General features: G+C 45.8%; 22 protein-coding genes. All 22 read right to left on the bottom strand.

Annotation, left to right across the window (positions count from 1 at the left end):
* Positions 1-260 precede the first annotated feature (260 nt).
* The 22 genes from H8S84_RS10105 to H8S84_RS10000 all read right to left on the bottom strand — a co-directional run bounded on the left by H8S84_RS10105 (position 261) and on the right by H8S84_RS10000 (position 25,975).
* Positions 261-1,718 carry a SusD/RagB family nutrient-binding outer membrane lipoprotein gene (locus tag H8S84_RS10105; protein WP_187067192.1) on the bottom strand — a complete coding sequence of 486 codons (1,458 nt, stop codon included), beginning with the start codon at positions 1,716-1,718 and terminating at the stop codon, positions 261-263.
* Between the two features lie 18 nt (positions 1,719-1,736).
* Positions 1,737-4,928: a SusC/RagA family TonB-linked outer membrane protein gene (locus tag H8S84_RS10100; protein ID WP_187067191.1), complete on the bottom strand. Its 3,192-nt coding sequence runs from the start codon at positions 4,926-4,928 to the stop codon at positions 1,737-1,739.
* Positions 4,929-5,278: 350 nt separating this feature from the next.
* Positions 5,279-6,356, bottom strand: a protein-coding gene (gene prfB / locus H8S84_RS10095; protein ID WP_187067190.1) for a peptide chain release factor 2 whose coding sequence is annotated in 2 segments (ribosomal slippage) — positions 5,279-6,295 and positions 6,297-6,356 — 1,077 coding nt in all. Because the reading frame shifts where the segments join, the coding sequence is not laid out codon by codon here.
* Between the two features lie 94 nt (positions 6,357-6,450).
* Positions 6,451-7,524, bottom strand: coding sequence for a branched-chain amino acid aminotransferase (locus H8S84_RS10090; protein WP_187067189.1), 1,074 nt, complete (start codon positions 7,522-7,524; stop codon positions 6,451-6,453).
* A gap of 30 nt (positions 7,525-7,554) precedes the next feature.
* Complete coding sequence (locus H8S84_RS10085; protein ID WP_187067188.1) at positions 7,555-8,103, bottom strand: cob(I)yrinic acid a,c-diamide adenosyltransferase; 549 nt, start codon at positions 8,101-8,103, stop codon at positions 7,555-7,557.
* Positions 8,104-8,832 carry an ABC transporter ATP-binding protein gene (locus tag H8S84_RS10080; RefSeq protein ID WP_187067187.1) on the bottom strand — a complete coding sequence of 243 codons (729 nt, stop codon included), beginning with the start codon at positions 8,830-8,832 and terminating at the stop codon, positions 8,104-8,106.
* A 10-nt stretch (positions 8,833-8,842) separates the two neighbouring features.
* Positions 8,843-11,884, bottom strand: coding sequence for a tetratricopeptide repeat protein (locus H8S84_RS10075; RefSeq protein WP_187067186.1), 3,042 nt, complete (start codon positions 11,882-11,884; stop codon positions 8,843-8,845).
* A 15-nt stretch (positions 11,885-11,899) separates the two neighbouring features.
* Positions 11,900-12,187, bottom strand: coding sequence for an Asp-tRNA(Asn)/Glu-tRNA(Gln) amidotransferase subunit GatC (gene gatC / locus H8S84_RS10070; protein WP_187067185.1), 288 nt, complete (start codon positions 12,185-12,187; stop codon positions 11,900-11,902).
* Complete coding sequence (locus H8S84_RS10065; RefSeq protein ID WP_222621627.1) at positions 12,129-12,935, bottom strand: lysophospholipid acyltransferase family protein; 807 nt, start codon at positions 12,933-12,935, stop codon at positions 12,129-12,131. Before H8S84_RS10065 ends, gatC begins: the two co-directional genes overlap by 59 nt.
* Positions 12,936-13,133: 198 nt before the next feature.
* A complete protein-coding gene (locus tag H8S84_RS10060) occupies positions 13,134-13,700 on the bottom strand; it encodes an NUDIX domain-containing protein (protein WP_187067184.1) in 567 nt (188 codons plus the stop codon).
* A 68-nt stretch (positions 13,701-13,768) separates the two neighbouring features.
* Positions 13,769-14,152: a RidA family protein gene (locus H8S84_RS10055; protein ID WP_187067183.1), complete on the bottom strand. Its 384-nt coding sequence runs from the start codon at positions 14,150-14,152 to the stop codon at positions 13,769-13,771.
* Between the two features lie 47 nt (positions 14,153-14,199).
* Positions 14,200-14,706 carry a GNAT family N-acetyltransferase gene (locus H8S84_RS10050; protein ID WP_187067182.1) on the bottom strand — a complete coding sequence of 169 codons (507 nt, stop codon included), beginning with the start codon at positions 14,704-14,706 and terminating at the stop codon, positions 14,200-14,202.
* Between the two features lie 39 nt (positions 14,707-14,745).
* A complete protein-coding gene (locus tag H8S84_RS10045) occupies positions 14,746-15,594 on the bottom strand; it encodes a TlpA family protein disulfide reductase (RefSeq protein ID WP_187067181.1) in 849 nt (282 codons plus the stop codon).
* A gap of 77 nt (positions 15,595-15,671) precedes the next feature.
* Positions 15,672-16,370 (bottom strand): 3'-5' exonuclease, encoded by a 699-nt coding sequence (locus H8S84_RS10040; RefSeq protein WP_187067180.1) that lies wholly within the window; start codon positions 16,368-16,370, stop codon positions 15,672-15,674.
* On the bottom strand, positions 16,370-18,307 hold the full coding sequence (locus H8S84_RS10035; protein ID WP_187067179.1) for a DUF294 nucleotidyltransferase-like domain-containing protein: 1,938 nt from the start codon (positions 18,305-18,307) through the stop codon (positions 16,370-16,372). The genes H8S84_RS10040 and H8S84_RS10035 overlap by 1 nt, the downstream gene beginning before the upstream one ends.
* A 444-nt stretch (positions 18,308-18,751) precedes the next feature.
* A complete protein-coding gene (acs, locus tag H8S84_RS10030) occupies positions 18,752-20,665 on the bottom strand; it encodes an acetate--CoA ligase (protein WP_187067178.1) in 1,914 nt (637 codons plus the stop codon).
* Between the two features lie 108 nt (positions 20,666-20,773).
* Complete coding sequence (locus tag H8S84_RS10025) at positions 20,774-21,157, bottom strand: response regulator transcription factor (RefSeq protein ID WP_187067177.1); 384 nt, start codon at positions 21,155-21,157, stop codon at positions 20,774-20,776.
* 72 nt (positions 21,158-21,229) lie between these two features.
* Positions 21,230-22,921: a sodium:solute symporter family protein gene (locus H8S84_RS10020; protein WP_187067176.1), complete on the bottom strand. Its 1,692-nt coding sequence runs from the start codon at positions 22,919-22,921 to the stop codon at positions 21,230-21,232.
* Positions 22,922-22,951: 30 nt separating this feature from the next.
* The gene (locus tag H8S84_RS10015; protein WP_187067175.1) at positions 22,952-23,215 is read right to left on the bottom strand and encodes a DUF4212 domain-containing protein; all 264 of its coding nucleotides are present in this window, start codon (positions 23,213-23,215) and stop codon (positions 22,952-22,954) included.
* Positions 23,216-23,745: 530 nt separating this feature from the next.
* Complete coding sequence (locus H8S84_RS10010; protein ID WP_187067174.1) at positions 23,746-24,165, bottom strand: IS1/IS1595 family N-terminal zinc-binding domain-containing protein; 420 nt, start codon at positions 24,163-24,165, stop codon at positions 23,746-23,748.
* 181 nt (positions 24,166-24,346) lie between these two features.
* Positions 24,347-25,075 carry an SDR family NAD(P)-dependent oxidoreductase gene (locus H8S84_RS10005; protein WP_187067173.1) on the bottom strand — a complete coding sequence of 243 codons (729 nt, stop codon included), beginning with the start codon at positions 25,073-25,075 and terminating at the stop codon, positions 24,347-24,349.
* Positions 25,076-25,231: 156 nt separating this feature from the next.
* Positions 25,232-25,975: a spondin domain-containing protein gene (locus H8S84_RS10000; RefSeq protein ID WP_187067172.1), complete on the bottom strand. Its 744-nt coding sequence runs from the start codon at positions 25,973-25,975 to the stop codon at positions 25,232-25,234.
* Positions 25,976-25,992 lie beyond the last annotated feature (17 nt).

Raw genomic sequence — 25,992 nt, 5'->3', positions numbered from 1 at the left:
AAATCTTTTTTTATAGATAAAAAACAGTGTTTAAACACTATAAATGCATTTATCAACCTTTTCATATGTAATAGATTAATACATTAGATTGGATTCTTTACAAGTAAATGAGCGATAAAAGATAGTATAACAATTTCAATGTTTAACCATTGAATAAGATGTATCAAAGTACATTAAGGCTAAAATTATTTATTCTTTAAGCAACTAAAAGGCCCGACAGAACTAATGCCGGGCCTTTTTCAGTTAAATTAATTTTGATTTTATAATTCTTCTACACCGTCCATCCACCAAATTGGGTTGCTAAAGATCTGAACCCCTCCGATATCAGGCACATTCTCAATGTTCGCATCTAACTCTGATTGTGGATAAGGGAAACGTAATGGTGGAGGAGAAATTTGATGGTCGTCTATAAAGGCAGGAAAGTCCGTTCTTCTCCAGTCATTATATGCTTCAAATGGTTGGAAATAGAAAAACGCTATCCATTTCTGACGTATGATATTCTCTAATGACAAAGCTCCGGCAGATTGAGGCAGAGCTGCATTTGCCAGATAAGCAGTTATCGCAGCATCAGTTGCATTAATCTGGCGTCTCATTGCGGCACGAATACCTTCTTGGTAGGCTGTAAAAGCCGCACCTGTAGCTCCCAATCTTAAGTGGGCTTCAGCTTCAATAAATTTCAGCTCATCATAGGTCATCATTGGCATTGGAGAATTTGGAGCAAGTACCGCTGGCGTTACATCAGAAAACAGTTTATTTGCCTGATCGTTTGTCAGAGTTCCGTTAGGTGCGCCTGTAATTACACCTGGTGTAGGAGCTGGTGCTACCATTGCTTGTAAACGTGGATCGTTTAAACTTTGCAGCGTCTGTACAAAAGATACACTTACAGCATGATGGCTACGGTCATTCTTCTCCTGGAACCAAGGATGCTCACCTATTGCTGACGCCACATACATATTAAAGGTAAAATTATCTGCAGAGCTTTGGAAACCCTTTGCAGCTGCATCAAGAGCATTTCTAGCAGACTCCTGCGGGTTAATATTACTTAGCCGGTTGTAGTACCTTGCTTTAAGTGAATAAGCCGCCCTTGTCCATTTAGCTGCACTACCACCATATATAAAGTCCTGCCCACCCGGATTTGTCGCCGATTGCTTAGCCAAGTCAGCTATTGCTTCATCCAGTAAAGATTGTATTTGGTTGTATACCGCCTGCTGCGCATCAAAGCCTGGCTTTCTGTTCTCAATACCCTGACTTGCCTGACTAGCTGGTACAGGTCCCCAGGCATCAGTTGCGACTGATAAAGTATATGCCTTCAAAACTTTTGCTATACCTACCTGTGTCCAGCTACCTTCTTCACTTCCACCTTCAGATCCTTTCCTGATAATCTCGTTCAAATCCGGCAGTACAAGTGCATAGATACTCACCCACACGTTATTAAGAAGTGTTGCATCAGTAAGACCTGAACGGCGGTCAGCATCCTGCATTTGCGCGTGCACTCCTGCTGTATGTTGTACAAAAACTGAAGAATACCAAGCTAAGTCTACCCCTGTAACAGCTGTAGGTACAGCCATCGTTACCTGAGGCATCAGTAAACTTATAGAAACATCCTCCGGGTTATTCGGATTGGTGTCTATTTCATCGAGTGTGTCTTCGTCACAAGCAGAGCTACCTAAAACTAGGCCAACTGCTAGGATAAAGCTCATAAATTTATTCTTTTTCATAACTGTCGTTTCTAGCGTTTAAAAAGTAACTTTAATACCTGCGCCAAAGCTTCTTGTCTGTGGAAGTGTCACATACTCCAAACCTTGGAAGTTACTAGCGCCACCTACACTTGTCTCTGGGTCAAAGTTTGGATAGTCTGTGATAAGGAATAGGTTACGTCCTGTTAAGACAATAGAAGCATTCCTAATAAAAGTACCCTCAATCAGAGATGATGGCAAAGTATAATTCAGAGCTACTTCTCTCAATCTTACAAAGCTTGTAGAGTAAACATTAGACTCTGTAATAGCATCCATTGCATTTTGCCAGAAAACCTGACCTTGTACCACAGCTATGTCGTTAGGTCCTTCAACAACTAAGTTACCATCTGCATCGAAGAAGCCTTTAGACCCACCAAATACTTTTGGTGTTTCACGATCTTCAGTAAGCTCAGCCATACCATATAGTTTAAGAAGGCGAGTATTACCCGCATACATGTTGCCACCTTTTCTCCAGTCTAACTGGGCAGCCAAACTTATATTCTTGAATGTAAGTGTATTTGTAAAAGTTATTTCGAAATCAGGCTGCACATTGCCAATGTTTTTTGCAGGTCCCTGTAATGGCATGCCATAAGTTGGATTAGCTTTACCCCCTACTGTTTGGCGGCTATCCACTACAATATTCCCGGCGTCGTCACGAACGAAAGATGTACCAAAGATGATCGGGTACTGAGCTCCTGCCTCTGCCCGGATATTCGGAGTTGTAAAACCTCCAAGGAAAATATTCTCCACACCCGGAGCTAACTCTTTTACTTCGTTCTTATATGCTGTAAAGTTCGTTGTGAGAGCCCAATCAAAAGCATCTGTCTTAACTGGAACTATTGTAGCAATTAGTTCATGTCCAGTTGTTTCTAGCTTACCTGCGTTTCTGAACTCTGATGTAAAACCAGAGGCAGGAGAGGCTGGCACACTAAATATCTGATCTTCTGTTGTCTGTATATAGTAGGTATAGTCAAAAGATAGGCGGTTGTCGAAAAATCTAAAATCACCACCAAACTCTATAGTTCTTGTATTCTGTGGACGCAGGTCTTCTGTTCTGAAAACATTGCTTAAGGTGTACCCTATGCGGCTGTTAAACGGAAACTGAATATCATCATTCAGGAAACCTGAGCCTGCACCACCTTGTATAAACACGTTTCTGGTAATAAAAGCGTCATCAGGGGCCTGACCAGCTTCAGCATATGAAGCTCTTATCTTACCAAAGTTCAGAACATCAGTTCCTATATCAAACGCATCGGTGAAAGCTAGTGCAACACCTACTGAAGGATAGAAGAAGTCACGGTTTCCACGTGCAAGGTTAGAAACATAGTCCTGTCTAGCTGATGCATTTACAAATAAGAAGTTTTTGAATCCTAATTCTGCGTTTGCATAAAAACCAGCAACTCTACGTTCCGTTACCGTCTCGGAGGCTGTTTGTACTGTTGTGTTATTTATATTACCAAATCCGCCTTGAGCAATACCAAAACCAGTGTTATTTATCAAGCGGTTCCAGATATTATATATCTCATTACCAAGCAATAAAGTAACATTTAAATCTTCTGTCAAATCACGGTTAAATGTTAATGACAAATTTGAGTTTACCTGATTCTGAATGTAGCTAAAGTCGTTTATCTGACCACCTGATGGAGGATTCGTAAAACCACCGGTAAAACCAGATCCTAATTCATAAACTTCTTTACCATCTGTTACAAAGAAGTCACCACCTAATCGGTAATTGAGGGTAATCCAGTCGAGCGGCTTGTAATTAATGCTGGCAGAACTTATTACGCGCCGGGTATCTTCAAAAAATCTGTTGTTTGCCAGCGACCATCTTGGGTTATCAATAGAGCTCCTGTAATTAACTTGTCTGAAGGGCTGTCCTGGGAAGTTAAACGGTGTCCCCCAAAGATCAAATGTTCTTGGCGCTGCATAAAGTGTAAATAGCGGGTTTGATAGGTTAGAACCTCCCGGCACTTTATCTATATGAACATCTGAGTAGTTTATGGAGGCTCCTATACTTACTTTTTCACCCGCCTTAAAATCACCACCAACTTTACCGTTAAAACGTTCCATACCTGTTGTTGGGATTATACCTTCCTGATCTGTATAGCTCAAAGAAACAGCATAATTTCCTATAGCTCCATTATTTGCTACAGTAATACCATTTGTCCATGTATGTCCTGTTTCAAAGAAAGGGTCTACGTTATCAAAAACTTGCGCTGGAATCTGATCTCCCAGAGGCGTTGTTACTGTTGAGAGAGAGCTTATTCTGGGACCCCAAGAGAGGGATGTGGTCGAGTTAAAAACTCCTCCAGAGCCCTGAGCATAAGTATCCTGTAATTCAGGAAGTCTTGAAACGCGGTCGAATGAAAAATCAGAGTTGAAAGTTATTCTAGCTTTTTCGTTTGGCCCTACACCTTTACCCTTCTTTGTTGTAATTAACACTACGCCATTAGCAGCTCGAACGCCATAGAGAGCAGCCGCGGCACCTCCTTTCAGTACAGAAATAGATTCAATATCATTTGGATTAATATCAAGAGCACGCGCAGAGGCATCAGTACCACTTACACCGCCAACGCCTATACCTGTACCACCAGCTTGTTGAATGGCATTACTTTCAATTGGCATGCCATCCACTACATATAATGGTTGGTTGTTACCTGTAAAAGAGCGGTTACCACGAACAGTAATGGTAGAAGATGAGCCTGGCAGACCACTCGACTGCCGAACGATAACCCCAGCTACTTTACCCTGAATAGCGTTGGTAACATTTGGCTGATTAGTTCTGTTTACCTCTTCACCTGTTACCTGTTGCACTGAATAGCTGAGAGCCTTCTCTTCTTTTTCAATACCAAACGCTGTAACAACAACTTCACTAAGCTGTTTGGTATCGACACTTAACTGTGCGTCTATAGTGGTAGTGCTGCCTATGGCTCGCTCTACTACCCCATATCCTATAAATCTGAACTGAAGAACTTTTGTGTTTACAGGTATAGGTACCTCAAGTGCATATTCACCATTAGCTCCTGTAGTAGTACCTGTTGTAGTGCCCTTTACCAGTACTGCAACACCTGGTAAAGCCTGACCTGTCTCAGCGTCGGTTACCCGACCTTTGATGGTCTGAGTTGTTTGTGAGAAACCTTCTATTGACAGCAGTATCGCCAATAAAAAGGTTAGTAGTAGACCTCTTTTCATACAAATTAATTATTTAGATAGTACAACATATCAAAGTGGTTTTACGAATTCAGTTAAAAAAAAGGTTAGCTTTTAATCACTAAAACCGATTAAACATATCTAATATATGCAATCATATATGTTTGTATATCAATATTTTACATTGCAATAAAAATCTTTCAATATAGAAATAGTCCTATTAATGAAAGCTTATTTGTACTTTATATAATAATATTAAGTGCAATTATGGACTAACACCTTAACTGTGTGAAATTCAACGTAAATCATGAAATTTCATCCTGTAACAAAAAAGCAGCGGGGGCTATCACTAAAAATGATAGCCCCCGCTGCTTTATCTAGTAGAAAACCTTCTACGCTTGCATCAGAAATGCCTTAATATATTCATCTAAGTCACCATCCAGCACATTCTGTACATCCGAACGTTCTACACCTGTTCTAATGTCCTTTACAAGTTTGTAAGGGTGCAGCACGTAATTCCGAATCTGAGAGCCAAAGTCGATGCGCTTCTTTGTGCTTTCAATGCGATCGCGTTCTTCGTTGCGTTTCTCCATCTCTATCTGGTAAAGGCGTGACTTAAGCATGCGTAGGGCGTGCTCCTTGTTCATCAGCTGCGAACGCTCTATCTGACACTCTATCACAATACCAGTTGGCTTGTGCTTCAGGCGAACTGCCGTTTCCACTTTGTTCACGTTCTGTCCGCCTGCGCCACCTGCACGGTACGTATCCCAGTCTATGTCGCTAGGGTTGATCTCAATATTTATAGTATCATCTACCACAGGGTAAGCAAATACCGAGGCAAACGAAGTATGGCGGCGGCCACCAGAATCGAACGGTGAGATGCGTACCAGGCGATGCACCCCTATCTCTGATTTAAGATAACCATAAGCAAAGTCGCCGGTAATTTCCAGCGTAGCCGACTTTATCCCTGCGCCTTCACCGGCATTGTAGTTGATCTGCTTTACACCGAAGTTATGCGACTCGGCCCACATAATGTACATGCGCATCAGCATTTCGGCCCAGTCCTGGCTTTCGGTACCGCCAGCCCCGGGATTGATCTCAAGTATAGCACTTAGTTGATCTTCCTCGCCGCTTAGCATACGCTTAAACTCAAGCCCTTCCACAGCCTCTACAGCTTTCTTATACTCCTGCTGTATATCTTCTTCCGACACATCTCCTTCTTTATAGAAATCAAAGAGCACTTCAAAATCAGAAACAGCTTTCTCTACTTCATCATAATGGTCTGTCCAGACTTTAACAGACTTTACTTCTTTCAGTACTTTTTCGGCTTCTTTGGGATCGTCCCAGAAGTTGGGGGCAGTGGTGCGTACTTCGGTTTCGGCTACCTGCTCTTTCTTGGCATCGTAGTCAAAGGTACCTCCTTAAGGCCTCTACTCTGGCCTTCAACTCTTTTACTTGCTCGGTTGTCATTAGCTATGCGGTTTATACTTTGTTTTAAACAACAAAAATGCTGAAGTATAAACTTAAGGCTTATACTCCAGCATTTTATACTATACTTTATACTTTACAGGCTGATACGATACACCCAGTTGTGCTTGTCAGGTGCCTGACCTGTTTTAATTTTATCCAGTTCAGTAGCTACCCTGTTCGATATTTCACGGTTCTCTATAGCTGGCAGGTCCATGTCCTGGCCATTGTAGTGGATAGTAGCAATCTGGGCAATAGTAGCGGCTGTACCTGTACCAAATGCCTCCTGCAACTTACCAGCTTTGTGGGCTTCTACAATTTCATCTACAGATACCTTACGCTCTTCTACTGTGTAGCCAAAGTCACGGGCCAATTGCAATACGCTGTCTCTTGTAATGCCTTTTAAGATTGTTGTGCTGGCCGGAGGCGTAATTAGCTTTCCGTCGATCACAAACATCAGGTTCATGGTGCCAGACTCCTCAATAAATTTATGCTCTTTGGCATCTGTCCAGATAAGCTGGTGGTAGCCTCTCTCCTGCATTTTGCGGGCAGGTAGAAGTGCTGCACCATAGTTACCTGCTGCCTTGGCAAAACCAGCGCCTCCCTCAGCTGAACGTACGTAATGTGGCTCAATGGCTACTTTCAATGGCTGTCCATAATAAGCACCCACCGGACATGAGAAAATCGTAAACCTGTAGCTAGAGGACGGGCGAACACCGATAAAATCGTCGGTAGCGAACATAAACGGACGGATGTATAATGCACAGCCTGAAGTTGGCGGCACCCATGCGGCATCCAGTCGCAGCAGTTGCTCTAAGCCTTGCATAAAGATATCCTCCGGCAGCTCAGCCATGCACATGCGCTCTGCAGATATATTCAGACGTCTGAAGTTATCCAGCGGCCTAAACAAAAGTATATCTCCGTTTGCAGCCTTATAGGCTTTCATGCCCTCAAAAATAGACTGTCCATAATGCAGCGCTGATGTTGCAGGGCTCAAAGACATGTTGCCATACGGCATGATCTGCGGCGTTTGCCACGCACCGTCTTTGTAATCGGCCACCAGCATGTGGTCTGAGAATATTTTACCGAACTCAATGTTGTTATAGTCCAGCTCCGAAATGCGTGATTGGGTGACGCACTCGGCTGGTATCGATAGTAGGTCTAATGACATAGTAGGTTTGTTTGGTTCTTTCATTTGGTATCAGACGCGGGGTTTCCAAGTGATCTCTTCGGCATTAAGCTCCTGCGTCATTTTACGGCAAAGTGCAAACAGATAGTCAGATAATCTGTTCAAATATTTAACTATTAAATTATCTACCTCCGACACCTGTTGCAAGCTTATTGCCAGCCGCTCAGCACGGCGACAAACGCAGCGGGCCACGTGGCAAAACGACACCGACTGATGTCCACCAGGCAACACAAAAGCGCGTAGGGGCGGCACTTCAGCAGTATACTTATCTATTTCCTGCTCCAGCAAGGTTATATCCTCCTCGTGCAGGTCGGGGGTTTTCATTTTAGATTTTTCCGGATCTGTAGCCAGCAGTGCACCTATTGTAAACAGCCTGTCCTGAATTTCTTTGAGAATATCCATGCGAGAATAGTTTACTTCCTGGTCGCGCACCAGACCAATGTAGGAGTTCAGTTCATCCACTGTTCCGTATGCTTCTATGCGTAGGTCGGCTTTAGACACACGGGTACCACCAATGAGTGCAGTAGTCCCCTTGTCACCTGTTTTGGTATAAATCTTCATTTAGTGTGAGTGTTCAGACTGTAACTTGGATGCTGTTACGATATCTTGATTCATAACATCAGACTCGATAAGGCCATCGCGAAGGCGCACGATGCGGTGCGCGTAGCGGGCAATATCCTCTTCGTGCGTTACCATGATAATAGTGTTGCCTTTGGAGTGCAGGTTCTCGAACAGCTCCATGATCTCGTAAGAGGTCTTGGAATCGAGGTTACCTGTTGGTTCGTCGGCAAGTATAATACTAGGATCGTTTATAAGGGCACGGGCAATGGCCACACGCTGGCGCTGACCACCAGACAACTCGTTTGGCTTATGCTTACCCCGGTTACCCAAACCTACGCTCTCCAGAGCTAATTGGGCCTTTTCTGTGCGTTTACTTTTGCTATAGCCGGCATAAATAAGCGGTAAAGCTACGTTCTCCAGCGACGACTGTCGCGGCAGCAGATTAAACGTCTGGAATACGAAGCCGATTTCCTTATTGCGCACCTCTGCCAGTTCATTATCGGTCATGTTACTCACGTCCTGTCCGTTCAGGATATACTGCCCACCACTAGGAGTATCAAGGCAGCCGATAATGTTCATGAGCGTGGATTTGCCTGAACCGGACGGCCCCATAAACGCTACATACTCGCCTTTGCTTATTTTGATAGACACAGACTTAAGGGCATGAATGGTTTCGGCTCCCATTCTGTAAACCTTCGAGATATCGTGAGTTTCGATGATAACGCTCATACAGCTAATTTCATAGTTGCCACTCGTCGGCGCGTGCTGCAGCCTCCTGGCGCTTTTTGTCTAATTTCTGTATAAATGTACTATATTCTGACGCAGGAAGCAAGCTTTGAAGCGCCTCTTTAGCCTGGTCTGCATAACTGTAAAGCCCCTGTTCCACGCTCTCGAGGGCATAGGCTTTGTATAGTTCTGCAGCGTATGGATTATAGGTTATCCCGCTTAAAAGGATGTTATAGGCTTTTTCAGTTTTAGGCTCATGCTTATTAAAAAAGTTGGCCGCAGACAGTACCACTTCCTCATCGTACAGCAGCATTTTAACTGCCTGCTCATACTTGGTAGCGGCCTCTTCTGTGCGTCCTTTTGCCTCTGCTACCTTGGCTTTAAAGTATAAATGCTGTCGCTTGTCACGGTCTGTTAAGTATAGCTGGTCCATTTTGCTTAGCAGCACGTCATATTTGCCAGTATTCAGCCAAAGCCTCAGTTGTTGCAAATTTAATGCAGAACGTAGCTCTCCTTCAGGCTGCAACTTTGTAGATGCATCCTGTATAGCATCGAAAGCTTCTTTCCAACTTTGCTTCGCCATCAGATAGTTTACGCGTGCAATCAGGGCTCTACGTTTCAGGTCCTTGTCTTCAACGGCCTGTACCAGTGCATTTACTTCTTCCTTCTGGAGCTGTGGCAGAAAAGCTATCATGTACTGCACCTTATCCTTGTCCGGAGCCTCCTGCAGAATAGTAGAAACATCCTGCTGCAGTACGTTCATCAGGTCCTGTGCCACAGCTATGGCGGCCTCATTCTCTGTAAACCCTACCTCCTGCAGGGCCTCCACCGCCTTTTGTGGCTGCCCGGCCAGTGCCAGCGCATAGCCATGCGCTAAAAAGGCATATTGGTAGCCGTTGTCTTTTGCTCTTTTAAAATAGGAGGCAGCAGCTTTGTAATTTCTTTCTTCCAGCATCCATAGCCCCAGCGCATAGCTATAGTAACCGCTTTTGGCCTCTGCTTGTAAAGCCAGGTTCTCCAGCAGCCTTCTCCCCTCTCGTGGGCGGCCGTTGTAATGGTGTACAAGGCCTTTTAAGTATAACAGATCTTCAAAGAAAAGCTGATTACCCGGCGAAGACAAGTAACGGTTGATGGGCTCTATTCGGGCAGTATCTCCACTGTTCAGCCTACTTATCGTCTGGTTGTAAAATAGTGTCAGGTCCTCTACGCTTTCCAGGGAATCTGGTGTATATGCTTCTTTCTCACGTGGGTCCAGGCCAAGCAATTGCCTTAAAACTGCTGTGTTGCTTCGCAGGGTTTTATATTTCCCCTTTGTAGACTCGTCCAGCAGCGTACGGGCAGGTTCCAGCATGGCCTGCCTTGTATAATAAGCCAGCCTGTTGCTATAAATAAAATCTTTATCCGATGCATGCTCCTGCGCCAGGTTAAAGTAATACTCGGTACTATCCTGCACATTTGTCTGCGCGTACATCAGCGCCAGGTTATTATAGATCTCCGAGCTTTCCGGAAACTTATCTATCCCCTCCTGCAGCACATAGAGCTTTTCGAAGAAGTACTGTTTTTCGTCGTAAAGATTAGCCAGGCGCACATACAGCTTTGGGTTAGGCCGCTTCGTGATAGCGTCTTTCAAGCGAAGAATCTCGTTGTTGCGCTGGTCGGTTTTGCGGTAAAGGGCTGCCAGGCTATAGTTTGCTTTCACGTTGTTTACATCATACACATCACTCTCTACATAATAGCGCTCTGCCAGGATGTCGTTGCCTGACGCTGCATACAAATCGCCGAGGTAGCTATAGTGGCCGGCAAAGGCATAAGTATAGGAACGGTACTGTGTGCGCACTATAAGTATGGCACACAAGATAATACCCATGATAAAGAACGAAACCAGTGAAAAGCTCTTGGGCTCGTAAACAACTTTGTAAACTGGCAGGCGCTGCTCAATCAGCCTGCCAAAGTTTATCATCACGTAAATAAAAAACACAAACCCGAAAGCCAGGTGCGTGTACACCACCAGGTCTCGGAACAGGGCAATGTACGTATCATTGGCAGTAGCAAATGCGTAGCCTATGCTGGCGAAGGCGATGGTTGCAAATACCAGGTACAGTACCGCGCCGGTTGGCCTGAACGGGAAAAGCTTTTTGTAGTACGCCTCGCGCTGTCGCATACCCCAGAAGCCAGCTATTGTCGACAGCAGCAAAATAACATAGGCATTGATGTACAACAGGTCGGCGTGCAGGTAACCGATGTGGCGCAGGTACAGCAACAGCAGGTTTAACAAGTATAGAACGGTTACAAGTATAAATTGCCACAAGCTAAAGCGTCGCTCCGGTGTTTTACCTTGTGTGTTGATCCAGAGCAGGGCGTTTACGTTTTCGTAAGACACCCAGAGCATGAACAACAGCGTAACCAGTAGCGTGCCGATACTGCTGTAGTTAACCAGGTGCAGCGTTACCAGCTCTGCCGAGAAATCTGCTTCGCTGTAGAAAATTACCCCCAGCATGCCTACAATACCCAGCATCACAAGCAAGCGCAGCGAGAACTTTGTTTGAGGCAGAAAAGCCTGGAAAGAATAGCTTCCTGCTGCCAGTAAGATTATACTTACCAACAGGGTTGTCTGGCTGGTGCCAGCACCAAAAATGCTTAACTCATCAAAGTAGAAACTAGCCAGGAACAGCATCAGTAACAGCACCCCTACAAAGTATGGAATGCGCTTCATGGTACTGATAGCTGCCGTGTAAAAGGCGATGGAAAGGGCTATAAATCCTAAAAACAGCGTGGCGGCCGTTGTATTTGTGGTGGGCGGAGCTACATCATATTGCTCAAAGAGTAGGTATCCGTCTGCCGTCAGGGTAAAGTTTTCGAGTAACCGCGACACCTCGTGCACAGGCACAGGCACCACCTGCAGGTCTGTTATCTTATCCCAGGCATAGGCGTAATCCTCTCCAGCAAAGTAATAGAATACGCCAATAGTTAGAGCCAGCAGGCTCAGCAGCAATAAAAAAAGATAGGGATACTTGGTGTCAGTATCCCAGCCTTTCCAGAATTTGATTTTGCTCATAGGTTAGTCAGCAGACTATTCCAGCACTTTTGGTACCCTGAAATAATCGGAGTCTTTTTTAGGGGCGTTCAGCAACGCCTGTTCGTGTGTGATAGTGTTCTGTGCCACATCTTCACGCATCACATTCACTTCTTCAGACATATGCGTCAGCGGCTCTACGTTTTCCGTGTCGAGTTCGCGCAGTTGGTCTACCCAGTTCAGGATCTTATTCAGATCCTGCAGCACTTCCTGCTCTTTCTCGTCGTTAAACTCCAGCCTTGCTAAGTGCGCTAATTTCCTGATAGTCTGAATATCTGTTGACATCTGTCTTTGTATGTTTTGTTACTTCTGTTTGAATTATGTTAAAAACCCGCTCCTTCAGCATTGGCAGGTCTGCCAGTGTCATGCCTTTTGTTTCGATCGGCTCATGGAACACGATCTTAAGCGGATGCCACCTTACCTTCAGCTTCCCATCCAGGTCGGGCAGGAAATGTTGGTTATAAGGCATGGTTACGGGTACTACCGGCAACTGCTTCTCAATAGCCAGTTTAAACGGTCCGTCTTTAAAAGGCAGCAACTGCTCTCCGGCTGTAGGCGGTATGGTGCCCTCTGGGAAAATTACCAGATTACGCCCCTGTTCCAGCGACTTAACCGACTTAATATAGCTTTTGGCACTGCTTACGGCACTTTTACGATCCACTGAGATGTACAGCTTATTGTATACTTTACCCCACAGCGGCACCTTTGCCAACGAGCTTTTCCCAACAAAGTTAAGAAATCCGGGAATGGAATGCAGCATCATCGGGATATCGAGATAGGAACTGTGGTTTGGCGTGAAGATGTACTGCTGCTTCGGGTTTAACCTCATGCGCCACTCCACAATAAGCGGGGCCATGAACATGCGCAGAAACACCGTAGACCAAGCTCTGTTGATGTTATGCACGTGCTTATACCACTTCTCTTTACGTATCAGGAAAGCCTGTACCGGATAGGTAACCACAAAGGGCACTATAAACCAGGTGCAACACCAGGTTGTGTATAGTCTTTGGGAGAGGTATTTAATTGCTTTCATGCACTCAAATGTAATAATATTCCCTTATTCTTCAACTTCTCAAGAACCAATCCGGTTTCAGAATAATTCATTAACGTGCTGTGGTGGCTGATGGTATGCTTATTCCCGATTTAAACTTTGTCCCTACTTTCATAAAGCATTAGCTATCAGTCGATTTAAATTTACACTTTATACTTCTCCCAAAAATGCGATCTGTAACTACTGTGCTTTTGCCTCCTGCTGTAGCAGAAGATGCGCTTTTAGTATACCTGCCACACTGATAGCATCGGTAATCTCATTATTCATGGCCATGCGCACGGCTTCTGAAAAGGGTACTTTTTTGATATGCAATTCTTCTGTTTCTTCAAAGGCGGTTTCGCCGGCGGTTAGCTCCTGCGCCAGAAACACAAAGCCTTCTTCGTCGGTTACGGAATTGGAAGTATGAAGCCGGCAGATGTTGGTCCATTTAGCAGCAGTAAAGCCTGTCTCCTCTTGCAGCTCACGCTTCGCCGATTCAAGGATGTCGTTCTCTACCAAGCCTCCGCCCATGGGTATCTCCCAACTGTATTCGTTTAGGGGGTAACGGTACTGCCCGATCAGGTAAGTATAGCCTTCGTCATCAATGGGAATGATGCCAATGGCTTTATTTTTCATACTTACCACACCATAGATACCTTCTCCGCCTTTCGGGTTCAGTACCTGGTCTTCGCGCACTTTAATCCAGGGGTTTTGGTAAATATTTTTGCTGGAGAGGGTGGTCCAGGGGTTGTGTGTCTCGTCAATCATAGCTTTTAGTTTTGCTGCCGCAAAGATAAGGGCTGCGCAAGTATGGACGACAAAAGTATAAGTATACTTTATAAGCCTCTCTGGGCAATCATCTCTAGCTCTACCTGCGCACCTAATGGCAGCGAAGCCACACCTATGGTGGTACGGGCCGGATAAGGAGCAGTAAAATGCTTTTCATACACAGCATTCATGGCTGCAAAATTAGCCATATCTGTTAGGAATACATTCACCTTTACTACATGGTCTGACGTCAGATCTGCTGCAGCAAGTATGCTAAACAGGTTTTTGAAGCATTGTTCTGTCTGGGCCGCAATGTCGCCTTCTATTAGCTTTCCGGTTGCTGCATCAATAGGTGTTTGCCCGGAGAGGTATACCAGATCGCCGGCTTCTACAGCGTGTGTATACGGGCCTACAGCTACTGCCCCTTCTGCGGTAAATGCTTTTCTTGTCATAGTTTATAGTTTAAAGCTAAGCTAAAATCAATACGGGTTATACTTGATCAGTTACAGTATAAAAGCAACTCATCCTGATCGTCGGCTAAGCGAACAGTGCCGGTATAAGCCATTCCTATTTTTTCTAAAAGCCTGATCGACCTTTCATTGTCAGCTATGGTTATGGCCGCTATCTTTGGTAATTTTAGTTGATTGTTTGCATAGGCCATCGTTGCAGTGGCAGATTCGTAAGCATAGCCTTTGCCATCAAATCCGGGTAAAAACGCAAAGCCAATATCCGGGTTTTTCAGAGTATTTCGCTTTAATATACCACACATTCCCATTGGCTGGCTGTTGTCTTTTTTCTCAACTAACCATAACCCGAAGCCATTTACACGGTAACTTTCTAGCGGCCCATTTTCGAGATAGCTTTTTGCCTGTGCCTCTGTTTTTACGTTTCTGTCTCCGATAAATTGCAACCAGCCTGGGCTGTTTAAAAGCTCTAGCACAAACGCTGTGTCCTGGAGTGTGAACTCCCGTAACCTTAGCCTTTCTGTTTCAAGTATGTGGCTCATTTTATGATTTGGTTAAGCTAAAGCGGTTTTAAACTATTCTTATAAGTCTAAATAATCGTCGATTTCATCATCTATACCCTCAATACTCCCTCTGTAGACAATCTCATTCCCATTTTTAAGTATAAGCACTGTTGGATAGAATCTTACTCCAAAGGCTTTTGCTACATCCTCTCCACTAGCAAATAAATTGGAAAAAGAGTAACCTAAACTCTCAATTGTCCTTTGTCCCTGCCCTAAGGTGTCTCTGGCTACAGGTATGTTCACAGCATAAAATTCAACTTTAGAATGGTTTTTGTAAGGTTTAGCTTTCTCCTGTAAAACAGGAAACTTCTTAAAACATATTCCACAACTTGTAGTCCAAAAATCCAGCACAATAAGTTTTTCATTAAAGTTATTGCTCGTTATAACATTGCCTTCTGAATCTGACAATGAAAACTGTGGCAGCTGCTCTGAAACAGAACCTGTATATGTACCAAAACTCAATTTGTTAAGCCAAAGGTCATATCCCTTTGAAGTAGTCCATATACAAAGGAACAGTATCAAAGTTACTAAGCCAACTTTCAGTGATTTGCCTGATATATTTACTAAAGTGCCGGAACCAATACCAATAAGATGTGCTGCAGAACTTGGAACTGACTGCTTAGTACCTTCGAAACTCATCAAGTGTAATGGCAGGTAGAGAACTGCCGGAGGAAGCAATATTAGAAATATTACCCATACTTTTTCCTGTAAAGTTGCTGTCTTCCCCAGAAAGTATAATGTTAAGAGAAAGTATAAAATAGTAACCGCCGAAAATTTATAATGATGGCCAAAGTATCCAATCGTTGCCAAAGCGAACATCGCAACTGTCGAAAACACAAGAATTAGAACACCTCTTTTTAATTGCATAGCAGATATAATTAACATTGATACTTAGCAACTTTTGAATATATTTAATAATGTATAAAGTTTCATCACAATTTCCCCTACCTCACCAACTCCCCCACTGTCCTTATCCCCCTTTTCTTAGCCAGGGCCATCAGCTTTAGCAGAAGTATGGCGGTGGTAAAGGCGTCGCCGGGGGCAGTGTGGCGGGCTTCGGTGGGCAGGTTATACTTTTGGCTGAGGGCGTCGAGGCTGTAGTCGGAGCGGCTGAAGCTGTCGGGGCTTTGGCGGAAACGCTCGAGGCGCTGGGCCAACTGAGCAGTATCTATACTTCGGTTATACAGCTTGCCTTGTATGCCGCTTCGCCGGAGCATTCCGTTCAGCATATCGGTATCGAATTTTACGTGGTGGCCTACCAGTATGGCATTGCCGGCAAAAGTTAAGAACGCTTTAAGCGCCTCCTGCTCCGTTAGCCCCAGCTGCACCTGCGAGGGAAGTATACCATGCACCTCTGGGCTCTTGTTACCCTGCTCTACCTCCTGCTGCACCAAGCACTCAAAACTATCATGCACCAGCACTTGTTGCCCCTGTACTTTAACGGCTCCTATACTTAGCACTTTATTCGTTTTGGTATCTAAGCCGGTGGTTTCGGTATCAAACACCACAAACACGGCCTCGTGCAACGGTGTGCTGTTGGCAGGCTGGTTATTTATACTTTGGAGGTATACTTTCCAGAACTCCGGATCATCGGGCGCAGCCTGCGTTGGGCGGGTAAACAGTTTTTTTAGCCAATTGAGCATCAGCCTAAATAACTAAGTTGGAAACGCACCTGCAGTAGCTCCTGCACATCGCTGATGGGTTTAAAGGTGTTGCGCAGCGTTTGCCGCTCCAGCTTGTTCAGCTCTTGCGGGTTCAGGTAGCGGCCAGAGTCATGGTTTCGCAAGCCGTTCAGGGCACGGTAGCGCATCATAATTTCGTAGGCCATGGCTGCCTCGCGGTACAGGTCTGCATTTTGGGGCTCTAACTCAGCCAGCTTCTCGAAACGTTTAAAGGTGTTGTTCATTCCGGCTACGCGGTTGTCTAAGGTCAGCACGCGGGCCGCATCTACCAGGGGCGTCATGGCACGGAGTTTAATGTCGAATTGGTCTTTGTGCTCGCCGCCGCGCTCTACTATAAAGTTGCGAAAAAAGCTAAGCGGCGGCGGGGTTTGCAGCGCATGCTTGGCCAGAAACGGCAGAAAGATGCGCTCCTGCTGTATATGCTCGTAAATGTAATCAGTTAGTTGCGCGGCCAGTTTAACATCACCGTACACGGGGCGGTAATCGAAGAAGATGGACGTGTGCATGATCGCCTCTTCGGTAGGCTCGTGTATCCAACTATAGAAATACTGTTTCCAGGTGTGCAGCGGCTGGCACCACTTCGGGTTGCTGCCCATCATGTTGGCCGGACACTTTTCGAACCCGCTTTTCTCCAGCAGTTCGTTTACTATAGTTGCCAGCTTCAGAAAGTATACTTGCGCCTCTTTTTCGCCGGCAGCATGCTGGTCTTCAAACACCAGCGCATTATCCTGGTCGGTGCGTAGCAGCTGTTCTTCGCGGCCTTCACTGCCAATACTAAGCCAGCAGTAGCGTAAAGGTGGCTCCCCTAATATACTTTCGGCATGCTGCAAAGCCCGAACTATAAGCGCATCGTTTATCTCGGTGATAATGTTAGCGACAAAGGCGATGCTTACCTCCTGCTCCAGATACTTTTGCAGCAGCTCTTCGGCTCGGTCGCGCAATGTGGGCAGGTTTGCTATACTTTTAGTCTGACGGATCTCCTGCACCAAAACCGCCGGGTTGCTGCCCTGCGCCAGCAACAGGTCGTGCTCGGTTACCACACCCTGCACCACCGTATTTATACTTCCGTCAGCGGTTATGCAGAGGTGTTTAATCTTGTGCCGCATCATCGAGATCAGGGCCTCGGCCATGTGTGGGTTTGGTTTTATACTTACCACCGGCGACGACATGATAGCTGTTACCGGATCATCTATACTTACATGGCCAGCCACTACACGTTTGCGCATGTCGGTATCGGTAAGAATACCCAAAGGTTTTTGCTGTTCATCTACCACTACCATAAAACTGGAGTCTTTGTCGCTCATAATCTGGGCAGCCAGGCGCAGCGAGGTTTCCGGTGAGCAGGTAACGAGACTCTGCGAGGTATCCACAGCCAATACATCTTCGAGGTGCAGGGGCAACGGCAAACCCAGCTGACTTTTTAGTCCGCGTCGGGCCTGGTTGGTTTCCTGCATGCGGCCATGTTGTACCGAAGCCCCTGCCGCAAAACCTGCTGCAAAGTATAAGGCTACTTCGGGATTCTCGTGAAGTATGGGCTCGAAAAGCGCAATGGGCACTCCATATACCAGCGTTTCTTCTGCTGCTTTGGCTGTAGAGGCATAGTTGTTTTTTGTAATTAAGGCACGTGCTCCAAAAACATCTCCTTCGTCACAGATATCCACGAGTCGTTGTTCTTGCAACTCATCCTGCTGCAGCAACCTTACCGCCCCCTGCCTTACCACATAAAAAAATGCATGCCTTGCGTCGCCTTGCGAGAACAGCACCTGTTCCGGCTCTAAGTATAAAACCCGCACCTGCGCCGCCAGTTGCTGCAGCTTTTCAGGCATTATCAGGTTAAACGGCGGATACTTGTTTAGGAATTCCTGCACCCGTTCCTGTATGGCGTTGGAGGGTTTCATAGTAGTGGTTTGTAGATGTTAAGGTAAGGGTTTGGTTGAGGCTTTGCAAGGTGTCGGTTATTGGTTAGCAGCACTAGGTCCAACCACCCCTAACCCCTCCTTGTCTAAGGCGGGGAATTTTTTCTTACTATATCATCTTCCATCACTATAGTTGAAGCTATTCCTATTTGTCATCTTGGAAAGATCTTGGGTGAAGGGAGATTAAGCAAAGTCTACAGAGAAAGGAAATTGAATTGGCGATAGCAGATTCCCGCCTTAGACAAGGAGGGGTTAGGGGTGGTTGGACCAACGGTAACTGTAACGCGAGCTTGGAGACTCGCACACACCCAACGCCACCAGCTGGATGCTGGCGCCAGTATCCTCCTGTTTTTAGGAGGGGCAGTAAAACAAAAGTCCTGCTACAGATGCAGCAGGACTTTTAACAATCAACTAAACTATAATCAACTAAACTTTTGCTTTGCTTAAGGATCCTTCTACAATCTCATCTACTACAGTAGGGTCAAGTAAGGTAGAGGTATCGCCAAGGTTAGACACGTCGCCTTCGGCTACTTTGCGCAGGATGCGGCGCATGATCTTGCCTGAGCGGGTTTTTGGCAGGCCAGTTACGATCTGAATCTTGTCAGGCTTGGCTATCTTGCCTATTTTCTCAACTACTGTTTCAATAATCTCGGCACGCAGCCACTCGTCGTTCTCAGGTCTGTCTTTACAGATAACGAAGGCGTAGATGCCCTGCCCTTTTACATCGTGCGGGTAACCCACAACTGCCGACTCTATTACATGAGAATTATGGTTGATGGCTTCTTCAATTTCGGCTGTGCCAAAACGGTGACCTGACACGTTTATTACATCATCTACCCGGCCAATAATGCGGTACAATCCGTCTTGGTCTCGCTTGGCTCCATCGCCGGTGAAATACAGGTTCTTGTAAGTTGAGAAGTAGCTCAGGCGGCAGCGTTCGTGGTCGCCGTATGTGGTCCGGATCATACTTGGCCATGGGTGCTTGATGCACAGGTAGCCTTCCACACCGTTCTCTTTTATCTCGTTGCCTTCGCTGTCTACCAAGATTGGTTCTATGCCCGGAAGCGGCAGGCCAGCGTGGCTCGGCTTCATGGGAGTTACGTTGGCCAGCGTAGAGATCATAATGCCGCCTGTCTCGGTTTGCCACCAGGTATCTACCAATGGGCAGCGCTCTTTGCCCACATGGATATGGTACCAATGCCAGGCCTCCTCATTAATAGGTTCGCCCACAGAGCCCAATACCCGCAGTGAGTCGAGGCTGTAGGAAAGTACTTCATCAATATCGCCTCCCATTAACGCACGTATGGCAGTTGGTGCTGTGTAAAAGATCGTAACGCCAAACTTATCGCATACCTGCCAGAAACGCCCCATGTCTGGGTACGTTGGAACACCCTCGAACATCAATGTTGTAGCACCTGACAGCAGCGGACCATACAGCAGGTATGTGTGGCCTGTTATCCATCCTATGTCGGCTGTGCACCAGTATACATCGCTCTCTTCGTACTGAAACACGTTCCGGAAGCTATACTCTGCATATACCATATAACCGCCACACGTATGCACCACGCCTTTTGGCTTGCCCGTAGAGCCTGAAGTATAAAGTATGAACAGCATGTCTTCCGCATCCATCACCTCAGCAGGGCAGTCTTTACTTACATCCTGCACTTCATCATGGTACCACACATCGCGCCCCTCCACCATGTTCACAGCCCAGCCCAAACGCTCCACCACAATCACCTTCTCAACTGTAGGGCAGGTCTCCAGGGCCTCATCCACTACACGCTTTACAGGTATCTGCTTGGCTCCGCGGTTAAGGCCATCAGAAGTAAGCACCATTTTGGCACCGGCATCGTTAATCCTGTCGGCCATACTTACAGCGGAGAAGCCGGCAAAGACTACCGAATGTATAGCACCCACGCGCGCGCAGGCTAGCACGGCAAAGGCCAGCTCCGGAATCATCGGCATATAAATACACACACGATCCCCTTTCTGCACACCGTTCTTCTTCAGCACATTGGCAAACTGGCACACTTTCTCGTAGAGTTCGCGGTAGGTAAAGCGCACAAATCTTTCTTTCGGGTCGTTTGGCTCCCAGATCAGGGCGAGTTTGTTGCCGCGGGTTTTCAGGTGGCGGTCCAGGCAGTTTTCGGTAATGTTCAGTTTACCGCCTTTAAACCACTTTACATCAGGCTCCTCAAAATTCCATTCCAGCGTTGTGTTCCACTTTTTGCGCCAGGTAAAGGTACTTGCTACATCACTCCAGAACCCTTCAGGATCTTCTATGCTTCGCTTGTAAGCCTGCTGGTACTCTTCGTATGTCTTTACTTGGAAATTTGTCATCGCTTGGTTGGTTTAGGTGTTTAAGGTTAAAGTTCTTTCTCGTAAAGTACTTTAAGCGCCGGTTAGTTATACTTTAGCCGGGCTTATGGGTTGTTCACCATCTATACGTTAACTGCCCGCCAATTCTACAATCTTCTCCATCAGAAAACGAGGTGAAAAAGGTTTGGGTATATAAAGGTCTGCCCCGGTTTCGTAGCCACGGGCAATGTCCACTTCTTTCATTCTGGCACTCAGGAAAATCACCTTTGCTCCCTCCATTTCTTTTTTGCTCCGGATGTACTGGCATACTTGATAGCCATCTACGTCCGGCATCATAATATCAAGCACCACTACCTGCGGCAACTCCTTGTTTACGCACTCGATGGCTTCGGTACCATTGCGGGCAATAAAAACATTAAAGCCGCTTTTACGCATCAGGTACTCCAGTGGCAACAGTATACTTGGGGCATCATCTACCAACAACACCTTCAGCTGTTCAATGCTTGTTTTCATATACTACACTTTAGCAGCCGCAGCTTTTGCTTTTGGCTTATTCGGAACGTAAAATTTTACTTATTCAGGATATTAATGATGTACTGTTGCTGTACCTGCACCACGCGGAATGCGGATATCCTCCACCAGTTCCTGTATATGGGCCGGTGGCGCCGGTGTAAACCTGGACACAACAAAAGACACGATGAAATTCAGGATCATACCAACGGTGCCAATGCCCTCAGGGGAGATGTGCAGGAACCAGTTTTCGGGCTTGCTCATTTCCGGGTTGATGAATTTAAAGTAGGAGATATAGCCAATGGTAAACAGCAACCCCACCACCATCCCCCAAATAGCTCCCTGCTTGTTCATGCGGGTGGAGAAAATACCCATGATGATAACCGGGAAGAACGATGCGGCGGCCAGGCCAAAGGCAAAAGCCACTACTTCAGCCACAAAACCCGGAGGGTTGATACCAAAATAACCTGCTATCACTACCGCCAATGTTGCTGCGATGCGTGCCGCGATCAGCTCCTTCTTCTCCGTAATGTCCGGCATAACCGATTTTTTAAGCAGGTCGTGGGCAATGGATGTGGAGATAACCAATAACAAACCAGCTGCCGTAGAGAGTGCTGCTGCCAGACCTCCGGCCGCCACCAGGGCAATCACCCAGTTCGGCAGCCTGGCAATTTCAGGGTTTGCCAGCACCATAATATCTTTGTCGATGACAAGTTCGTTTGCAGCCGGGTCTTTTACATATTGCACACGTCCGTCGTTGTTCTTGTCCTCTATTTTGATCAGATCTGTTTTTTGCCAGTTGCTTACCCACTGCGGCATTGAGGCTATTGGTTTGTTAACCGTTGTGTTAAGCATATTATACATACCAAAGGCTCCAACTGCCGGGGCCGTAATATAAAGTATGGCAATGAAAACCAGCGCATAACCCGCCGACATACGGGCATCCTTAACTTTAGGCACAGTAAAAAAACGGACGATAACGTGCGGCAAACCTGCTGTACCCACCATCAGTGCTGCAGTTATAAAAAACACATCAATGGTTGCCTTGCTACCATTGGTGTAGGCGGAAAAGCCAAGGTCTGTCAGTAGGCCATCCAGCTTGTCGAGCAGGTAAGTGCCGTCTTCCAAAGTACCGCCTAAACCTATCTGCGGAACAGGATTATCGGTGAGCATTAACGAGATAAAAACGGCAGGCACCATGTACGCAAATATCAGCACGCAGTACTGTGCCACCTGCGTATAGGTAATGCCTTTCATACCACCCAGCACAGCATAGAATAAAACGATCACCATACCGATGATCACCCCTGTTTCGATCTGCACCTCCAGGAAACGCGAAAACACGATACCCACCCCACGCATTTGGCCGGCAACATAGGTAAAAGAGATAAAGATGGCACAGATAACAGCTACCAGCCGCGCAGTTTTAGAGTAATAGCGATCGCCTACAAAATCGGGCACTGTGAATTTGCCAAACTTACGCAGGTATGGGGCCAACAAAAGAGCAAGCAACACGTAGCCACCAGTCCAGCCCATGAGGTACACGGAACCGTCGTAGCCCATAAAGGAGATAAGACCGGCCATCGAGATAAAAGAGGCTGCAGACATCCAGTCGGCGGCCGTGGCCATGCCGTTGGCCAGCGGACTAACCCCACCGCCTGCCACGTAAAACTCTTTTGTAGAGCCTGCCCGCGACCAGATGGCTATGCCAATGTATAGGGCAAATGTAAGCCCCACTATAATGTATGTCCAGGTTAGGATTTCCATGTATTGCAGCTGAGAGGGTGAAGGTGAGCTTTATTCTTCGTGCACATCGTATTCCCTATCCAGCTGGTTCATCAGCCACACATACACAAAGATGATCAGCACGAAAAAGTAGATAGAGCCTTGCTGGGCAAACCAGAAGCCCAGCTTAAATCCGCCCAGACGTATCTCGTTGAGCTGGTCCACGAGCAGGATGCCGAACAGGTAGGATACCGAGAACCAGAGCCCCAGCAACGTTAACAGAATACGGACATTGCGCCGCCAGTACTCCTGCATTTTTTCTCTGTTGCTTTCCATAAGTTTGTTTAAAGTATAATTAGTGATTTTATTGTATAGCTTCGTCTTAGCCAGCAGGTATTACTGCCTTGCTGCCGGGTTAAAGTATAATGCTTCTGTAAAATCTGTTTGCGCCGTATCCTGAATCCGGATCCCGGCTTGTATAATGGGAACCACGGCAACAAATGGCGGAGAAAGCACTGCCTGCAAATATCTAGCGCCGGAGGCAGCTTACTTTAAGCCAGTAATGCTGCCTGATTATAGCTGTGGTAAATTCTGTAGTTAATGAAGGTATTTTACCTTATACATTCGGGAGGTTTCTGCTTAAACACAGTGCCTGCTGCCCTACATCCGGAATGAGCGCCTTAACAGAACTGCTTAATTTTTGATAGTGAGTGTCAAGCTGTTGCTTTGTCTGTATTGGCTAACCTATACTAGCTAAAAGTTTGGATAAAAAATAACAGCTTGTTGGTTTTTGGTAATTTGATATAGCTAAGAAGTATAACCAAAGTATACCTTTGCAGCAAGTACATTAGAAGAACTGAAAAGGCTTATTCCTTAAACCGCTTCCATTTTATCATCATGTACTTATCACCCAATTCAGTGATAAGCATACCGGCGCCTTTCAGGTTTCCACCATTTTTGATGTACTCCACCAGCTCCGCCTGGTTCATTACTTTGTAGGTGGGATGGTAAACCGCCTGTACCGGAGGTTTAATGTTATACTTGCGCACCCAGTTCATTACAGACACATGACTGACACCCAGAATACGTTCGATTTCGCGGTAGCTGATGCCCTCTATGTACAGTTGCAGTGCTTTTGTAACATAATAGCTATCGATACTTTTACCAACCTTGTTTACCGTAAAGTAGTAGCCGCATTGTTTGCAGTGATAGCGTTGCCTTTCGCCTATCACACCACTCTTTACTACGTGCATTGCGTCACATTTCGGGCAGATCGGATTCTTCATGGTGTGCTATATGGTATACTTCTGATTTAAAAGTATAGTAAATTAGCATAACTATAGCAATTTAGCAACAAACATATCAAAAAGGCTATAAGATATACCCTTGCAGACCAAGAGATTAGGCCAAGACACAAAAAAAGCCTGACATTGATGCCAGGCTATACTTTGCTAGATTTATACTTCTTTACATATCCCTAACTGATACCAGCACATCGTTATACTTGTCGGTGCTGTGCAGAAATTCTACTATCTTTTTTCCCACTGCTTCCGGGGAGGCAAGCTCACCGTTGGCTTTATACTCGCGGAAGCGCTGCACATTGCTAAATTGGTCTGCGTCGCTTTCCCGGATGTGCTCCTGCATGCCTGTGTCTACTACTCCAGGCGATAGGGCATATACTTTCACGCCTGTTCCACGCACATTCTGTTCCTGTTGTATGGTTTGTGAGAGCATATCCAAAGCAGCCTTTGAGGCGCAGTAGCTGGCCCAGCCATCAATCGGGTACTTACCGGCACCGGAACTCACATTAACAATCACCTTCTCGCAAGGTAGCGTGCGGTATACTTCCAGAAAAGTGTTCATCAGCATGGCGGGCACAATCACGTTCACATCAAACACAAACTCAAAACGTTCGTTGGGCATTCCCTCTCCTACATAACCAATATCACCCAGCACCCCGGCATTGTTAATCAGCACCAGGCGTTCGGCGTCTTTGTAAGGCAGAAACACTTTTTGCAGGTTGTGTTCTACTGCTTCAATGTCAGAAAAGTCGAGGGGCTGGTAGCGGTAGTTCGGGTGCTTTAAACTGTTTGTGCGCGATACGCCCACTACACGGTTGTTCTCGTCTTTCAGTAGTTCTTCGGCTATCGCTTTGCCTATGCCTTTGCTGGCTCCGGTGATGATGTAGTAGTTCACTTTTCTGAGTTATGAATGGTGAATTATGAATTACGAATGAGGGGGAAAGAAAGGTTATCTCTTCTTTCTGAAGTATAAAGTAAGTAAAACTTTAAAGCAAAAAGCTGATACCCCATTGAAGCAGCACCAGCTTTCTGTTTTAGCAGGCAACTTTGTTTAATCGTGTGTAATGGTAACTTTAATAACAGAGGCGGTTTCAGGTATGGTGTATTCTGGATGTGATCCGACGGCAGGATGAATTTGATTTAGAGGATCTCTCGGACCTTGATTTGTGACAGAAGGATCTTGAGCCAACTTTTGATCTGGACCGGTTCCGGGAGCAGTGTCATCTTCTGTACCAGCATCATAAAGCACCAACTCAGAGGTTACATCTCCATCTATAGCTTCTAGTCCATCAAACAAATCAAGGCCATTACGACGAAAAGCATAAAACCAATCATTAGACTGCATAAACATCGTAATTATTTGTAACTCGTCTCCTGGAGACGCTTCGAAAGTGAATGTAGCTTCTTCTCCTGGAAATAACGCAGTGCTATTGTCTGGGCCTCCTGGTGCCTCAAATAATCCTGAGATTATGGTTTTCATACTTGCCAATTGATTAAGCAATAATGTAGTAACACCATCTTCAGCCATTAATTCAAGTGCAGCATCTGACTTTTTATCTATGCCTATTGTGAACATTGGGTTAACAGACTCATACACTGCATACACCCCTTGAGACAGAGGTACAGCCCCATTGGCTCGTGTCGTATTAATTAAATTTTCAGTAGACACATTTTCAATTCGAACAGTAAATGTTTCTGACACAACAGGTATCTGGTCGTTGTTATCATCACATCCTACTAGTAACAGAGAACTTACTAGGAACAAGCCGAGTTTTGATTTGCCATACTTTTTCATCTTAATATTTCGTGATA

The organism is Pontibacter cellulosilyticus, from assembly GCF_014306105.1.
In the GTDB taxonomy this organism is placed as follows: domain Bacteria; phylum Bacteroidota; class Bacteroidia; order Cytophagales; family Hymenobacteraceae; genus Pontibacter; species Pontibacter cellulosilyticus.
This window is presented reverse-complemented; position numbering and strand designations above follow the sequence as displayed.

Excerpts from the sequence above, each read along its gene's own strand:
- H8S84_RS10035 (WP_187067179.1), bottom strand. The coding sequence starts at position 18,307 with ATGAAACCCTCCAACGCCATACAGGAACGGGTGCAGGAATTCCTAAAC.
- H8S84_RS10085 (WP_187067188.1), bottom strand. The coding sequence starts at position 8,103 with ATGAAGATTTATACCAAAACAGGTGACAAGGGGACTACTGCACTCATT.
- H8S84_RS10105 (WP_187067192.1), bottom strand. The coding sequence starts at position 1,718 with ATGAAAAAGAATAAATTTATGAGCTTTATCCTAGCAGTTGGCCTAGTT.
- H8S84_RS10065 (WP_222621627.1), bottom strand. The coding sequence starts at position 12,935 with ATGAAAGCAATTAAATACCTCTCCCAAAGACTATACACAACCTGGTGT.
- H8S84_RS10010 (WP_187067174.1), bottom strand. The coding sequence starts at position 24,165 with ATGAAGAATCCGATCTGCCCGAAATGTGACGCAATGCACGTAGTAAAG.
- H8S84_RS10100 (WP_187067191.1), bottom strand. The coding sequence starts at position 4,928 with ATGAAAAGAGGTCTACTACTAACCTTTTTATTGGCGATACTGCTGTCA.
- gatC (WP_187067185.1), bottom strand. The coding sequence starts at position 12,187 with ATGTCAACAGATATTCAGACTATCAGGAAATTAGCGCACTTAGCAAGG.
- H8S84_RS10025 (WP_187067177.1), bottom strand. The coding sequence starts at position 21,157 with ATGAAAACAAGCATTGAACAGCTGAAGGTGTTGTTGGTAGATGATGCC.
- H8S84_RS10055 (WP_187067183.1), bottom strand. The coding sequence starts at position 14,152 with ATGACAAGAAAAGCATTTACCGCAGAAGGGGCAGTAGCTGTAGGCCCG.
- H8S84_RS10020 (WP_187067176.1), bottom strand. The coding sequence starts at position 22,921 with ATGGAAATCCTAACCTGGACATACATTATAGTGGGGCTTACATTTGCC.
- H8S84_RS10090 (WP_187067189.1), bottom strand. The coding sequence starts at position 7,524 with ATGTCATTAGACCTACTATCGATACCAGCCGAGTGCGTCACCCAATCA.
- H8S84_RS10045 (WP_187067181.1), bottom strand. The coding sequence starts at position 15,594 with ATGCAATTAAAAAGAGGTGTTCTAATTCTTGTGTTTTCGACAGTTGCG.
- H8S84_RS10015 (WP_187067175.1), bottom strand. The coding sequence starts at position 23,215 with ATGGAAAGCAACAGAGAAAAAATGCAGGAGTACTGGCGGCGCAATGTC.
- H8S84_RS10060 (WP_187067184.1), bottom strand. The coding sequence starts at position 13,700 with ATGATTGACGAGACACACAACCCCTGGACCACCCTCTCCAGCAAAAAT.
- acs (WP_187067178.1), bottom strand. The coding sequence starts at position 20,665 with ATGACAAATTTCCAAGTAAAGACATACGAAGAGTACCAGCAGGCTTAC.
- H8S84_RS10040 (WP_187067180.1), bottom strand. The coding sequence starts at position 16,370 with ATGCTCAATTGGCTAAAAAAACTGTTTACCCGCCCAACGCAGGCTGCG.
- H8S84_RS10000 (WP_187067172.1), bottom strand. The coding sequence starts at position 25,975 with ATGAAAAAGTATGGCAAATCAAAACTCGGCTTGTTCCTAGTAAGTTCT.
- H8S84_RS10075 (WP_187067186.1), bottom strand. The coding sequence starts at position 11,884 with ATGAGCAAAATCAAATTCTGGAAAGGCTGGGATACTGACACCAAGTAT.
- H8S84_RS10050 (WP_187067182.1), bottom strand. The coding sequence starts at position 14,706 with ATGAGCCACATACTTGAAACAGAAAGGCTAAGGTTACGGGAGTTCACA.
- H8S84_RS10080 (WP_187067187.1), bottom strand. The coding sequence starts at position 8,832 with ATGAGCGTTATCATCGAAACTCACGATATCTCGAAGGTTTACAGAATG.